General features: G+C 70.0%; 13 protein-coding genes. 6 read left to right on the top strand and 7 right to left on the bottom strand.

Going from position 1 to position 14,249, the window contains the following annotated elements:
- Nucleotides 1-14: 14 nt before the first annotated feature.
- The gene (locus FVP77_RS07340; RefSeq protein WP_147893890.1) at nt 15-569 is read right to left on the bottom strand and encodes a gamma carbonic anhydrase family protein; all 555 of its coding nucleotides are present in this window, start codon (nt 567-569) and stop codon (nt 15-17) included.
- Between the two features lie 188 nt (nt 570-757).
- On the opposite strand from FVP77_RS07340, the gene FVP77_RS07345 reads away from it, so the two are divergent.
- The 4 genes from FVP77_RS07345 (at nt 758) to FVP77_RS07360 (ending at nt 3,621) form a co-directional block, all read left to right on the top strand.
- The gene (locus tag FVP77_RS07345; RefSeq protein WP_147893891.1) at nt 758-1,345 is read left to right on the top strand and encodes an alternate-type signal peptide domain-containing protein; all 588 of its coding nucleotides are present in this window, start codon (nt 758-760) and stop codon (nt 1,343-1,345) included.
- 76 nt (nt 1,346-1,421) lie between these two features.
- A complete protein-coding gene (locus tag FVP77_RS07350) occupies nt 1,422-1,886 on the top strand; it encodes a hypothetical protein (RefSeq protein ID WP_187266850.1) in 465 nt (154 codons plus the stop codon).
- Entirely contained in the window at nt 1,886-2,392 is a 507-nt protein-coding gene (locus FVP77_RS07355; protein WP_147893893.1) for a hypothetical protein, read from the top strand. Before FVP77_RS07350 ends, FVP77_RS07355 begins: the two co-directional genes overlap by 1 nt.
- Nucleotides 2,383-3,621, top strand: a complete 1,239-nt coding sequence (locus FVP77_RS07360; protein WP_147893894.1) for a signal peptidase I — start codon at nt 2,383-2,385, stop codon at nt 3,619-3,621. The genes FVP77_RS07355 and FVP77_RS07360 overlap by 10 nt, the downstream gene beginning before the upstream one ends.
- A gap of 15 nt (nt 3,622-3,636) precedes the next feature.
- Here FVP77_RS07360 and FVP77_RS07365 read toward each other — a convergent pair whose 3' ends face one another.
- Nucleotides 3,637-5,790 carry an acyltransferase family protein gene (locus FVP77_RS07365; RefSeq protein ID WP_246134004.1) on the bottom strand — a complete coding sequence of 718 codons (2,154 nt, stop codon included), beginning with the start codon at nt 5,788-5,790 and terminating at the stop codon, nt 3,637-3,639.
- 149 nt (nt 5,791-5,939) lie between these two features.
- Between FVP77_RS07365 and FVP77_RS07370 the strand changes: the two genes are divergently transcribed.
- Nucleotides 5,940-6,431, top strand: a complete 492-nt coding sequence (locus FVP77_RS07370; protein ID WP_121149298.1) for a Dps family protein — start codon at nt 5,940-5,942, stop codon at nt 6,429-6,431.
- Between the two features lie 53 nt (nt 6,432-6,484).
- Here FVP77_RS07370 and FVP77_RS07375 read toward each other — a convergent pair whose 3' ends face one another.
- The 5 genes from FVP77_RS07375 to FVP77_RS07395 are packed head-to-tail and all read right to left on the bottom strand — an operon-like array spanning nt 6,485 to nt 11,467.
- The gene (locus FVP77_RS07375; protein ID WP_147893896.1) at nt 6,485-7,978 is read right to left on the bottom strand and encodes an amidohydrolase; all 1,494 of its coding nucleotides are present in this window, start codon (nt 7,976-7,978) and stop codon (nt 6,485-6,487) included.
- Entirely contained in the window at nt 7,975-8,610 is a 636-nt protein-coding gene (locus tag FVP77_RS07380; protein WP_147893897.1) for an FMN-binding negative transcriptional regulator, read from the bottom strand. The genes FVP77_RS07375 and FVP77_RS07380 overlap by 4 nt, the downstream gene beginning before the upstream one ends.
- A gap of 18 nt (nt 8,611-8,628) precedes the next feature.
- Nucleotides 8,629-9,627, bottom strand: coding sequence for an Fpg/Nei family DNA glycosylase (locus tag FVP77_RS07385; protein ID WP_147893898.1), 999 nt, complete (start codon nt 9,625-9,627; stop codon nt 8,629-8,631).
- Between the two features lie 52 nt (nt 9,628-9,679).
- On the bottom strand, nt 9,680-10,213 hold the full coding sequence (locus FVP77_RS07390) for a ribose-5-phosphate isomerase (protein ID WP_147893899.1): 534 nt from the start codon (nt 10,211-10,213) through the stop codon (nt 9,680-9,682).
- A 39-nt stretch (nt 10,214-10,252) separates the two neighbouring features.
- The gene (locus FVP77_RS07395) at nt 10,253-11,467 is read right to left on the bottom strand and encodes a ferrochelatase (protein ID WP_425463125.1); all 1,215 of its coding nucleotides are present in this window, start codon (nt 11,465-11,467) and stop codon (nt 10,253-10,255) included.
- Nucleotides 11,468-11,633: 166 nt separating this feature from the next.
- On the opposite strand from FVP77_RS07395, the gene pepN reads away from it, so the two are divergent.
- A complete protein-coding gene (gene pepN, locus FVP77_RS07400) occupies nt 11,634-14,192 on the top strand; it encodes an aminopeptidase N (protein ID WP_147893900.1) in 2,559 nt (852 codons plus the stop codon).
- The last annotated feature ends 57 nt before the right edge of the window (nt 14,193-14,249 follow it).

Raw genomic sequence — 14,249 nt, forward strand, 5'->3', positions numbered from 1 at the left:
CGCTTCGACCCGCCCTATTCGAGCCCGTCGCCGACGACCTCGACCGCCGCGCGGTGCTCGTCGAGCCGCTCCCGATAGACCTCCGCGTTACGGAGGATCTTCGCCCTCTCCTCGGCGGTGAGTTGCCGCCGCACCTTCCCCGGCACGCCGGCCACCAGCGATCCCGGCGGGATGACGGCCCCTTCGAGAATCACGGCTCCCCCGGCCACCAGGCACCCCTCGCCGATCACCGCACCCGAGAGCACCACGCTCCCCATCCCGATGAGCGTTCCTTCACCGATGGTGCATCCATGGACGACCGCGTTGTGGCCGACCGATACGTTCTCACCGATGCGTACAGGACGCCCCGCGTCGACGTGCACCGAAACGTTGTCCTGCAGGTTGCTTCCGGCCCCGATGACGATGGCGTCCCCGTCGGCCCGCAGTACCGCGTTGTACCAGACGCTCGATTCCGGCCCGAGCGAAACCGCCCCGATCACTCGGGCGCCCGCGGCGATGAACGCCGAGTCGTGGACGACGGGAACCGCCCGGCCGAGGCGGAGAACACTGGCGTCAGAGGCACTGGTCATCCCCCGACCCTACTGAGACACCACTGGAGGCACCCCCGTCCGAAGCACAGACACGGGTGGGGCGATAGGTAGACACCGGGGTTCGCGCGGGGAAGTGCGCCCGACGGCCCGCGCACGGCGGAGCGGAGTCTAGCGTTTCGGGCGACTTGCCGAACGACTCGTCCACAGCCCTCAGCCAGGAGAACGCAATGACCGCTCAACTCGAAGACACCACCCCTGCCCGCCGGACCGGCGGCCGCAGCACGGGACGCACGAAGGGGATCCTCGCGATCGCCGTCGGGACCGCGCTCCTCCTCGGCGGCGGCGGAACGTACGCGTACTGGTCGACGCAGCAGGCGTTGACGGCCGGCACCGTCACCACGGGCGATCTGAACCTCGGTCTCGGCACTCCGAGCTGGACCCTGACCGGCGTGCTCTCGCCGGCGGCACCGGTGGCCGACCCGGCGGCGGTCCGCATCGTTCCCGGCGACACCCTGACCCTCACCCAGCCGGTCACCGTGACCCTCGTCGGCAACACGATCCAGGCCAACCTCGCCGTCAACGCCGCGTCGATCGTGCCCGCCGACGTGGCCCAGTACGTCTCCGTGGCTTTCACCGCCCCCGGCCTCGGGACGCCGACGGGGACCAACACCTACCGGGTGACGCCCGCTACGGCCGGGACCATCAACGCCACCGTCACCGTGACGTTCTCGTCGAGCACGCCCGACCGTATCGCCGCCAACACGGCGGTGAACCTCAACAACATCACCTTCTCGCTGACCCAGGCGTCGAGCTGACGTCAGCGTGCCCCACCGCACCACCCGCCCTCGAGGAGTTCCGATGCGCCCGATTCGCAGGGGCGTGATTCTCGGCGTGGCCCTCGCACTCGTTGCGGGGGCCACCGCCGCGAACGCCCTGTGGTCGGTGCGTGCCCCCGTCGCCGTCTCGGCGACGTCCACGGGCGACATCACCGTCGCCGCCGTGTGGCGCGACGGGACCCCCGCGTGGAGTCCGCTGTTCCCCGGCCGCTCCACCGCCGGGCACGTGCTGCGCATCACCGAGGGCGGAGAGGCCACCACGTTGCGCTGGACCCTGCGCGTCTCGCTCACCACGGCATCCTCCTTCGCCCCCTACGTCACGATGCAGGCCTGGGTCGGGCCGTGCGGCACGGGCGTCCCGATCCCCTCCGCCGGCTATACGACGTCGAGCGGACTCACCCCCGGACAGGTCCTCGACGTATGCGTCCGACTGACGATGGCAGCGAACACGCCGGCGTCGCTCGCGGGCGCCGCCGTCGCGCCGGTCGTCACGGTGGCCGCCCTCCAACGGGGGATGTGATGGCCCCCCCGCGCCGCGGACGACGGGCGATCCGCCTCATGATCGGGGCGGTGTCGGTCGGGCTCACGGTCGCGCTCGCGCCGGTCGCAGCATCCGCACTGTGGCAGACCACCACGACGGCACCGGCCGCTCCGCTGGCCGCCGGAACGCTGACGACCCCCGTCGCCACCTGTACCTCTGTACCGGCAGGTGGCGGCAGCGCCGCCTATGCGCAGATCTCCTGGCCTGTCATCACCGGGGCCGATGCCTACACCATCACCCTCCGCAACTCGACCGGCTCCGCATCGACCGTGCAGGCGACCGGAGTGACCTCGACGACGTACGACATCAAGGGAAACCTCGTCACGAATCTCGGCGTGCTCCTCACCGCCCTTCTCGGCGGCGGCGCGATCTACGTCACCGTCACGGCGACCAACAGCACGTGGGTCTCGGCTCCCAGCACAGGCACCCCCATCATCCTGAGCAGCGTCATCGGCGGGCTCCTCGGGGGATTCAAATGCCAGTGACCACCCCCGCGCTCCCGCTCCGGCGCGATCTCGCGCCTCGCAGGCCGCAGCGAACCGTGCCGAAGCGCGTGTGGTCGGTCGTGTCCACGGTGGTTCTCGCGGCGTTCGCCCTCTTCGCGATCCTGGCCATCGGCGTGCCGTTCGTCCTCGGTGCGCAGAGCTACACCGTTCTCACGGGGAGCATGAACCCGGGGATGCCGCCGGGGTCGCTGGTGGCTGCCCGACCGACCGACTTCGCCTCGATCCGCATCGGCGACGTGATCACCTATCAGCTCGAGCCCGGTGAGCCCGCCGTGGTCACCCACCGCGTCGTCGGCAGCACCCAGGACAACACCGGCGACCGGATGCTGATCACGCGCGGGGACGCGAACGACGTCGACGACGAGAAGCCGGTCATCGCGGCACAGGTGCGCGGGGTCATCGTCTACGCGGTGCCCTTGCTCGGGTATCCCAACAGCCTGCTGCCCGGCACGACACGATCGGCCGCCGTCATCGGCATCGGTGCCGCCATCGTCGGCTACGGCGTCGTCGTGCTCGCGACGGATCTGCTGCGCTCGCACCGGCGCCGCCTCCGCGCTCGTGGCGCGGCCGTCGTCATCGCGATCGCGATGGGGACCGCCGCCGGCGCGGGCATCACGGGCGCGTCGACGGCGCACGCCGACACACTCATCGCACCCACGGCGGCTCCCTCGCAGTGGCTGCAGCTCAGCAGCGATGGCCGATCGTGGGTGACCGGACGCGGACTCTCGGTCTTCAACAAAGCGGAGGGCCTCGTCCCGGGCGGCGCGGCGACCGAGTCGCTGTGGGTCCGCAACGCAGGACCGGATGCCGCCACAGCGGCGATCGTGATCGACTTCCGCCCCGCCGGAACCAGCCCAGCCGATGCCGCCCTCGCCGAGGCGCTGGTGCTCCGCGTCGACGGCGAGGTGGTCACCGCCGGAGAACCCTCGCCGCTCGGACGGTTCGACCCGTCGGGCGCACGCCGTGTCGAGCTCCGACTGTCGCTCGCGCCGTACTCGGGCAACGCGTCGAGGAACGCCGCGGCGGTCGTCGCGCCCGTCGTCCGCCTGACCGAGGTCGTCGGTGACGAGGCGCAGGCCGCCGCGCCGCGCCCGCTGGCCGCAACCGGGATCGATCCCGCCGTCGGCGGGACGCTCATCTTCTCGGGGTTGACCGCCCTCATCGCCGGCGCGGTCCTCCTCCGGCGCTCCCGTCACGGATCCCGCTGAACCGACGGGATCGGATCAGCGGGTCATGGCCTCTCGAAGCGCGCCTGTGATCTGCGGGGCGAGGGAGTCGGCGAAGGTGACGGTCAGGTGATCCTGGTCGCGATAGATGTTCGCGCCTCCGACCACGGGAGCGCAGACCTCGTCGTCGCAGTACACGTCGGTGAAGTCGAGGAGCGTGACGAGGTCCTGCCCGTCCGCCGCCCCGCGCAAGGGGTCGTTGTCGACGAGGACGTCGGCCCTGGCGCCGTTGCACTCCGTCGCGTCACGCGTTCGCAGGCACTTGTTGGGGTCGGTCTCCCAGACCGGATTGTCGACCACCGTCACCACCGGGATGCCGCGGTCGGTCATCGTCGACCAGGCCTCGCGGTAACCGGCTACCGCCGCGTCGTACGACGAGCCGTAGCCCGCCGACGAGTACGGCGTGGTTGCGATCGCCGCGGTGAAGACGGCGTCGAACTCCTGCGCATCGAGGCTCTCCTGCACGCCGGCGCGCCAGTCGGAGCACGCGTCTCCGAACGCACCGGGTGTCGACAGCGGCGTGGCGTTCCACGGGCACGCGCCCTTGAAGTAGGTCGTCAGGTGCCAGCCCTCGGCGTCCGCGATGCGTTGCATCGTCGAGAGCAGCTGGAAGGCGTGGCTGTCTCCGACGAGAGCGATGCGCGGGGCGTCGGGAGCATCGGAGCCGAAGTCGCACTGCTGCGCGCGCGAGTCGTTCAACTGGATGAAGCACTGCTCGTCACCCGGTCGATCGACACCTGCGAAGCCCGGGGCCGGGAGGATGCTGTCGCCGAAGTCGGTGGTCTCGCACCCCGGTTCGAGCACCGAGGCCGCTCCGAAGCAGTCGGGCGGGTCTTCGCGCAGCTGCGCGAGGGTGGTCACGCCGTCCCGGTAGGTCGTGGCGTTCACGGCCCACGCTCCACCGGCGGTGAGGGCGACGACGAGCATCGCGGCGAGCGAGGTCCATAGGGTGACCTTCGCGGGCCGGGAGGTGAGCACCTTCCAACTGCGCGTCGGGTCTTCGACGAACCTCTTGGTCAGCCAGGCGAGCACGAAGCAGATCCCCAGCAGGGCGACGCGGTGATAGATCGTCAGACCCCAGAACGGCACGGACGGAGCGATGACGATCAGCGGCCAATGCCACAGGTAGAGCGAGTACGAGATGTCACCGATGAACTGAGCCGGACGCAGTGAGAGAACGCGGGTCGGGTACCACCAGCGCTCGGTGTTCGACGCAGCGATGATCGCTGCCGCACCCAGCGTCGGGAGAGCCGCCATGTATCCGGGGAACGGCGTCTGCCCGTCGAAGCGGAAGGCGACGAAGAGGAGGACGAGGACTCCTCCCCAGCCGAGGACGAAGCTCAGCCACCGATTGCGGACCCGCAGCATCGGCACGAGGGCGATCATCGCGCCGACCCCGAACTGCCACATGCGGGTGAAGGTGACGAAGTAGGCCGGCGCAGGGTTGGTGAGCGTGAAGACGACGCAGAAGACGAAGGAGGCCACCGAGACCGCGCCCAGCGTGATGAGCACCGTGCGGCGCACGTTGCCGCGGATCCACTTCACGGCGACCCACGCCGCGAGCAGCATGAGCAGGGGCCAGACGACGTAGAACTGCTCCTCGAGTGACAACGACCAGTAGTGCTGGACCGTGGTCGGTTCGCCGCCGTGGTTGAGATAGTCGGCCGACGTGAAGGCGAGGAACCAGTTCTGCACGTAGAACGTCGAGGCGACGATCTCCTGCACCTCGTTCGGGAGTGCCGAGGTGGGAGTCAGGTACGGCGACATGGCGACGAGCGCGCACACGAGGAGGACGAGCAGCGAGGCCGGCAGCAGACGCCGCGCGCGCCGCGCCCAGAACTGTCCGAGCTTCACCGTTCCGGTCGCCGTGAGCTCGCGCATGAGGTGGCCGGTGATGAGGAACCCGGAGATGACGAAGAAGATGTCGACACCGACGTAGCCGCCCGGCAGGCGAGCGGGCCAGAAGTGGTAGAGCACAACGAAGAGCACGGCGATCGCGCGCAGTCCCTGCACATGCGGGAGGAAGCGTGACGGCTCTGCGTGCTCGGGCGAGCGGTCGGACCGGAGCCTCGGGCGGGTGGCGACGGGCTCGCCGAGGTTCTGCGGTCCGGAGCGGGAATCGGCGCCGGAGCGAGAGTCAGCGGAGTGCACTCCTCGACGGTAGTCGACGACGCCCCTCGAGCCGGGAACGACGCGTGTTTCCGCGGGCGTAAGCCGAGCCTCAGCTTGCTTGCGGAATGCAGCGGGCTGAGTAGCGTTGGCATTCATAGGGGCACGATGTGCCCAGCATGGAGGCGAAAATGACTGACATCCACACCACTTCCGAGACCGCAACGGTCGCCGACCCCACGATGGCCGCCGCCACCGCGCAGTTCCTCTCGCCCGTCGTCCTCGGGCTCGAGGCCCTCGTCGTGAACGGCAAGCAGGCGCACTGGCACGTGCGCGGTGCGAACTTCATCGGCGTGCACGAACTCCTCGACACGATCGTCAGCCACGCTCAGGATTGGTCCGACCTCGCCGCCGAGCGCATCGTCGCCCTGGGGCTTCCCATCGACTCGCGCCTGCAGAGCGTCGCATCGAAGGCGAAGCAGACCAGCGTTCCCGCCGGGTTCGCCCCGTCCGACGTCATCATCCGTGCGGTGCTCGCCGACATCGACGCCGTTCTCGGAGACCTGCAGGCGGCGGTCGACGGACTCGACGAGACCGACCTCACCAGCCAGGACGTCGCGATCGAGATCAAGCGGGGCCTCGACAAGGACCGCTGGTTCCTCTTCGCGCACCTCGCCGCGTAAGCGGTCACGCACCGACGAAGGGCCCCGGGATCATCCCGGGGCCCTTCGTCGTCTCACGCCCGGTGGGTCAGCCGCCCGCCCAGGAGCGTCGCGGAGATCTGCATCCCGCGGAGTTCGAGCTCGGACGCCTCCAAGGGATCGGTCGAGCAGAGGGCTAGATCGGCGACCGCGCCCGGCTCGATCCGCGCCCCGCCGAGCGTTCCGCCGGCCGTCGAGGCGGCCAGAGCCGCCGCCGCGCCGATCCTCTGCTCGGGACGCCACGGTTCGCGTCCGTCTCGGGTGCGATAGACGGCACCCGCGATGGCGGCCCAGGGATCCAGGGGCGACACCGGCGCGTCCGACCCGAAGACGAGGTTCGCCCCCGCGTCGGCGAGGGCGCGCAGCGGGTAGGCCGTCGCCGTCTGGGCCGCCCACATCTCGTCGGTCACATCGCGGTCGTCGATGGCGTGCTCGGGCTGCACGCTCGCCGTCACACCCAACCGGGCGAACCTCGGGATGTCAGCGGCGGCGACGAGCTGCGCGTGCTCGATCGTGCCGACCGCGCCCGTGGTCGCGTAGGCGTCGAGCGCGTGGGAGTTGGCGACGTCTCCGATCGCGTGGATCGCGCACTCCAGCCCCGCGCCGGTCGCCCGCATCATCAGGTCGGTCAGGGTGCGCGGGTCCACGGTGAGCAGGCCGCGGTTGTGCGGGTCGTCGGGGTACGGGTGCCCGCAGGCCGCCGTGCGCGTTCCGAGCGAACCGTCGGTGATGACCTTCAGCGGCCCCGTGCGGATGAGACCCCCCTCGGAACCGCGGACCGGGTCGCCCGTCCGGAGTCCCTCGGCGATCGCGCGCTCGAGGTGCTGCGGGTAGATGCCGTAGCGCACGCGGAGCACGTCGAACCCCGCGGCGGCACGCCGCATCCAGGACTCGTCGTTCCATGTCATGTCGAGATCCACCATGCCGACGACGCCCCGCGCCGCTGCGGCGCGCGCCGCCTGCTCGACCAGTCGATCGCCCCCGAGCGGATCGGCGGCGTTCAACCGGCGCGAGATCTCGAAGGCGTCCTCCTCGCGGAGGAACCCCGACGGGTCGGCGGCGTACCCCTCGCGCGCGAAGGCGGCGGTGTTGAGCCACACGCTGTGCACATCGGCGTTAATGAGGTACGCCGGAACGTCACCGGTCGCCTCGTCCAGCAGCGCCAGGGTCGGCTCGTCCGGCCACAGGGCGTCGCGGAACCCGACGCCGATGCGGCGTCCGTCCTCCGGCGTCGCGGCGGCCATGATCGTCGCCGCCTCGCGGGCGGTCGCGGCACGGCCGACGTCGATGCGCTGCGAGAGGAGAGCCCACTGCAGGGCGTGCACGTGGTGATCCCACAGCCCGGGGATGAGCCAGGACCCGTCGGCGTCGACGATCTCGCCCACGGGACGCAGCGCGCCGGACGGGGCGATGTCGGCGATGCGTCCGCCCGCCAGGAACACGTCGAACGCGCCGTCGTGCGGCAGCAGCTCGCGTCCCGCGCCCGCGATACGCGCGCCGCGGATGGTGCCGACCTGCGCCCCGATCATCGCTGGGGGCGCGCGTCGGCCGCGCGTCGCATCTCGGCGGCGAGCTCGGGCTGGGCGTACGAACCGTCGCCGCTCAGCTCGGCGATGATCGTCTCGACCACATCGGGCGTCTTGTTCTGACTGAGTTTGCGCTTCGCGACGACCTTCGTCGGGGTCATCCGGAATCCGACCGTCCCTCGTTCGAGTCGCTCGACGAAGCTCGCGTCATTCGGTCGCTCCCACAGCATCCGGGGCTCGGACACCCGTCGCTCGAAATGCTCGACGAGTCGGTCGAGCACGCGCAGGTTCTCGTCGGGCGAGAGTATTTCGGGCACGCCCGTGAGGTGGACCGAGACGAAGTTCCAGGTGGGCACGGCGGCCACGTCGCCGTACCACGACGGCGAGATGTACCCGTGCGGGCCCTGCACGACGAGCATCAGCTCCCGCTCCCCCAGTCCGAGGATCAGGTCGTCGGGCTTGCCGACGTGACCGACGACGGTGAGGTCGTCCCGGTCGTCGTCCAGCAGCACCGCGTAGTGGGAGGCGACGAGACCGTCGTCCGTGCTGCTCACGAGGGTCATCCAGGGGTTCCGCGCGATGAGGCGACGCAGCTCGCTCACGTCGGTCATCGCGAAGCTCGGGTTCTGCCGCATCCGCTCAGCCTAGAGCCGTCACGCCTGGCATCTGGGACACCAGTAGAGCTTCCGGCCGGCCGCTTCCTCGACGACGATGGAGGTGCCGCACACCCGACAGGGCAGACCCGCACGGTGATAGACCCAGTGGCGATCGTCGCGGCTGGCCATGGCGGCGCGGTAGGCCTCGGGGTCGAGGTCGTCCATCGTCATCATCTGACCGGTCTCGACGCCGATCGCGAGGAGCCGCACCCAGTCACGCCACAGGTCGCGCACGACCTCCTCGGGAACATCGCGCCCGGGCGTGTGGGGGTTCTGACGCGCCCGGAAGAGCATCTCGGCGCGGTACACGTTGCCGATCCCGCTGACGACGCCCTGATCCATGAGCAGCAGACCGATCGCCGTCGGCTTGCGGCGCACGACCGAGACGAAGCGCTCCTCGCCCTCGACGACGTCGTCCACGAGCGGGTCGGGGCCGAGCTTGGCGATCGTCGCCGCGACCTCGTCGGGCGTCTGGATCTGGCACGCCGTCGGCCCGCGGAGATCGGCGCACGTCAGCTCGGTGAGCAGACGGAGCCGCACCTGACCCACGACGGGCGGTGGCCACTCTGTCTCCTCCTCGAGTCCGCGCGTCTGCTCCGACATGCGGACTCGCCCCCGGGCGCGCCTCGGGGCACCGATCGACGAGAGGGAGTTCTCGCCCGCCGCATCCAGGATCGGCTCGCCGTCGAGGACCGTGCCGCGCTGATTCGTCTGACCCATGCGACCGTTCGCCGACGCGATGGTGGGATCGACGACGATGTCGCCGGCGAAGTCCCAGGCCCCGTACATGCCGAGGTGGACGCGCAGCCAGACGTCCTCGTCGAACTCCAGGAACATCTGCTTGCCGACCGCCCGCACCGACGTCGCCTCCCGCCCGTCGAGCAGCGCCGCACCGTCGACGAAACGGCCCTGCGGGCTGGATGCCGCGACACGGCGACCGACCACGTTGCGGTCGAACTGGCGGGCGATGCGGTGGACGGAGTGTCCCTCCGGCATCAGCCGGCTCGCAGTTCGATGGGCGCAGTACGGATGGATTCGGATGCGGGCATCAGCCCGCTTCCGGATCGAGGGCGTCGACGTCCTCCCCGCCGCGGACGTCCGCGCGCGGATCGGGCAGGAGCGAACCGTCGTTCTCGAACGCGGCGAGCTGGGCGATCCGACGAGCGTGGCGCTCCTCGTCCGAGAACGGCGTGGCTACGAAGCGATCGATGAACGCTGCGGCCTCCTCGAACGTGTGCTGGCGCGCGCCGATAGCGATGACGTTGGCGTCGTTGTGCTCGCGGGCCAGTTCGGCCGTCGCCATGTTCCACACCAGCGCCGCCCGTACACCGCGCACCTTGTTCGCCGAGATCTGCTCGCCGTTTCCGGAACCTCCGAACACCACGCCGAGCGTGTCGATACCGGCCGCCTGGTCGCGGACCACGGCCTGCGCCGCCCTGATGCAGAACGCCGGGTAGTCGTCGACCGGGTCGTACTCGATCGGGCCATGGTCGACGACCTCGTGGCCTTGGGCCGCGAGGTGGTGCTGGAGCTGGGTGGAGAAGTCGAGACCCGCATGGTCGGTCGCGATGTGGATGCGCATGGCACTCATCCTAGAAGTGCGTCGGGACAGAAGTCGGGATCAGGGAAGGACGCCCGAGGCCGCGGGCTTGAAGCCGGCACGGACGTTCTCGCAGCAGCCCGGTCGGCAGACGTCGAACCACGGACCGAGCGAGGTCTCGTGAGGGCGCTCGGAAGCGGGCGTGCCGTTGACGCGCTCCTCGATGAGGTCGACGAGACCGGCGACATAGGCCGGGTCGACACCCGGCGTCGGCGTGCGCACCGCGCGGATGCCGACCTCCTGCGCCGATTCCATCGCTTCGGTATCGAGGTCCCACAGCACCTCCATGTGGTCGCTGACGAAACCGAGCGGCACGATCACGACGGCCTCCACGCCCCGCCCCGGCAGCTCGGCGATCACGTCGTTGACATCCGGTTCGAGCCAGGGCTGCGTGGGCGGGCCCGAACGGGACTGGTAGACGAGCTCCCAATCGAGAACGCCCGCCGACCCCGGGACGGCGGCGTACACGGCATCCATGACCACCTCGGCGACCGCTCTGTGCTGCGCCGCATACGCACCGCCCTCGCCGAAATCGACGTCGCGGGGACCGGAGCGCTCGGCATCGGCGGAGGGGATGGAGTGCGTCGAGAACAGCACCTGGATGGCCGACGGATCGACGTCCTGCGCGACGAAGGCCTGCACGGCGTCGCGGACTCCCGTGACGAACGGTTCGACGAAGCCCGGGTGGTCGAAGAACTGGCGCACCTTGTCGATCGTGACCGACGCCCCCGCACCGGTCTCGGTCAGCACGCGCGCGAAGTCTTCGCGGTACTGCCGGCAGCTGGAGAACGAGCTGTAGGCGCTCGTGGCCACGGCGAGGAGGGTCGTGTCGCCGGCCGCTGCGGCATCCGACACCGCTTCCTCGAGGTACGGCGACCAGTTGCGATTGCCCCAGTAGACGGGGAGGCCGAGTCCGCGGCGGGCGATCTCGGCTTCCAGCGCCGCCTTGAGTGCGCGGTTCTGCGCGTTGATCGGACTGATGCCGTCGAAGTGGCGGTAGTGGTGGGCGACCTCTTCCAGACGCTCATCGGGGATGCCGCGACCTCGCGTGACGTTGCGCAGGAACGGGATCACGTCGTCCTGTCCCTCCGGGCCGCCGAATCCGGCGAGGAGGACCGCGTCGTACGCGACCGGCGTCTCGACGTGGGGCGCACCCGACGACGCGGCGGGCGATGCGAAGAGCACCGTCGCAGGTGCGTCGGCCGGGGCTGGATGGAGGGATTCGTTGGCGGTCACGCGCTCAATCCTTCCACTCCCGGCGCATCGCTTCGCCGGAGTAGCTCGATGGTGTAACGAACCGGCCCCTCCGCACCGATCGGCCCCGGAGATAGGGTGGGACGGTTGTCGTCGGCGCCAGCCGCGTCGCGCAGCATCCGACCCCTCTACCCCTGGGAGAACGTCAGTGCCTGGAGAGAACCTCACCCGCAGCGAAGCGCAGCAGCGCCGCTCCGTCGTCGACCCGGCTGCGGGCGGTGGCATCGAGTACGAGATCGCGCTCGACCTGACGCGCGGCGCGGAGGTCTTCGGTTCGCGTACCGTCGTCCGATTCTCCGCGGTGGAGGGCGCCGACACCTTCATCGACCTCATCTCGGGCTACGTGCACTCGATCACGTTGAACGGGCGCGAGGTGCCGGTGTCGGCCCACGTCGACTCCCGCATCGCGTTGACCGGTCTCGAGGCCCGAAACGAACTCGTCGTCGTCGCCGACTGCAGCTACACCAACACCGGGGAGGGTCTGCACCGCTTCGTAGACCCCGTCGACGGCGAGGTCTACCTGTACACGCAGTTCGAGGTGCCCGACTCCCGCCGCGTGTTCGCGGTGTTCGAGCAGCCCGACCTCAAGGCCACGTTCCAGTTCACGATCACCGCGCCCGAGGCCTGGGCCGTCGTCTCGAACTCGCCGGCGCCGCAGCCCGAGCTCCACGGCGACGGCAACGCCACCTGGACCTTCGAACCCACCCCCACCATCTCGTCGTACATCACCGCGCTCATCGCGGGACCCTACGAATCGACCTTCTCGGAGCTCACGAGCGCCTCGGGCCGGGTGATCCCGCTCGGCGTGTTCGCGCGCAAGAGCCTGTGGGAGCACCTCGACGCCGAGTACGTCTTCGAGAAGACCCGGCAGGGCTTCGCCTACTACGAGGAGAAGTTCGACTACCCGTATCCCTTCGCGAAGTACGACCAGCTCTTCGTGCCGGAGTTCAACGCCGGAGCGATGGAGAACGCGGGCGCCGTCACGTTCACCGAGACCTACGTCTTCCGCAGCAAGGTGACGGATGCGGTGAAGGAGCGCCGCGTCGTCACGATCCTCCACGAGCTGGCCCACATGTGGTTCGGCGACCTGGTGACGATGAAGTGGTGGAACGACCTCTGGCTGAACGAGTCGTTCGCCGAGTGGGCCTCGACGATCGCCACGGCCGAGGCCACGGAGTGGACCGAAGCGTGGACGACCTTCAACGCGATGGAGAAGACCTGGGCGTACCGCCAGGATCAGCTCCCCTCGACCCACCCCGTCGTGGCGGAGATCAACGATCTCGAAGACGTGCAGGTGAACTTCGACGGGATCACCTATGCCAAGGGCGGCTCCGTGCTGAAGCAGCTGGCGGCGTGGGTCGGCATCGAGCAGTTCTTCGCCGGAGTGGCCGCCTACTTCGCCAAGCACGAGTGGTCCAACACCGAGCTCGGCGACCTGCTCACCGAGCTCGAGGCGACGAGCGGTCGAGAGCTGGGCGCGTGGTCGCGCAAGTGGCTCGAGACCGCCGGTGTGAACACCCTCTCCCCCCTGCTGGAGGAATCGACCGACGGGACGCTCTCGCGGTTCGCGATCGTGCAGACGGCCCCGGCCGACTACCCCACCATCCGCCCGCACCGCCTCGCCGTCGGCTTCTACTCGCTGAAGGGCGGCTCCCTGCAGCGCGTGCACCGCATCGAGCTCGACGTGGACGGCGATCGCACCGACGTGCCCGAGCTCGTCGGCGTCCGACGTCCCGACCTGGTCCTCCTCAACGACGAAGACCTCGCGTACGCGAAGATCCGTCTCGACGAGCGGTCGCTCGCCACCGCCATCGCGCACCTGAAGGACATCAGCGACCCGCTGGCCCGCTCGATCGTGTGGGGAGCCGCGTGGGACCAGACGCGCGACGCCGAGGCGTCCGCAACCGACTACGTCGACCTCGTGCTGCGTAACATCGGCTCGGAGACCGAGTCGACGACCGTGCGCACCACGCTCGCCCAGCTGCAGCTCGCGGCCAACGCGTACGTCGCCCCGGAGAAACGCGACGAGACGCGCGCCAAGGTCGCCGAGGCGCTGTGGGATCTGGCCCGCGCCGCCGCTCCCGAGAGCGACAGCCAACTGCAGTTCGTCACCGCGTTCGCCTCCGCCGCTGCCACCGACGCGCAGTGGGCCCGGGTCCGCTCGCTGCGCGACGGCGCCACGACGCTCGACGGTCTGACCGTCGACACCGACCTGTCGTGGCAGCTGCTGGTCTCGCTCGCCGCCGGCGGTGCCGTGTCGGCGAAAGACATCGACGACGCCCTCTCCGCCGACAACACGGCGAAGGGCGGCGAGTTCGCGGCGCAGGCTAAGGCCGCGCTTCCGACGGTCGAGGCGAAGATCGCCGCGTGGGACTCACTCGTGGTCAAGGACGACGCCCCGAACACGATCGTGCGCGCGGCCGCGGCCGGGCTCGTGCACCCCGCCGGCGTCGGGGTGCTGCGCGAGTTCGTGAAGCCGTACTTCGACATGCTGCTTCCGATCTGGAACTCGCGCAGTTACCAGATCGCGCAGTACCTGATCGTCGGCCTCTACCCTGCGGCTCTCGCCGATGCCGCCTTGCGCGACGCGACGCGCGCGTGGCTGGCCGAGAACGCGTCGGCGCCCGCAGCGCTGCGCCGCCTCGTGAACGAGAACCTCGCCGGGGTCGAGCGCGCGCTGTCGGTGCAGGAGCGCGACGCGGAGTAACCTGCCGCGACGAACGCCTCGGTGCCCAGCCGGCTCCGAGGCGTTCGTCGTTAACAT

This window comes from Microbacterium hatanonis, assembly GCF_008017415.1.
Lineage (GTDB): Bacteria > Actinomycetota > Actinomycetes > Actinomycetales > Microbacteriaceae > Microbacterium > Microbacterium hatanonis.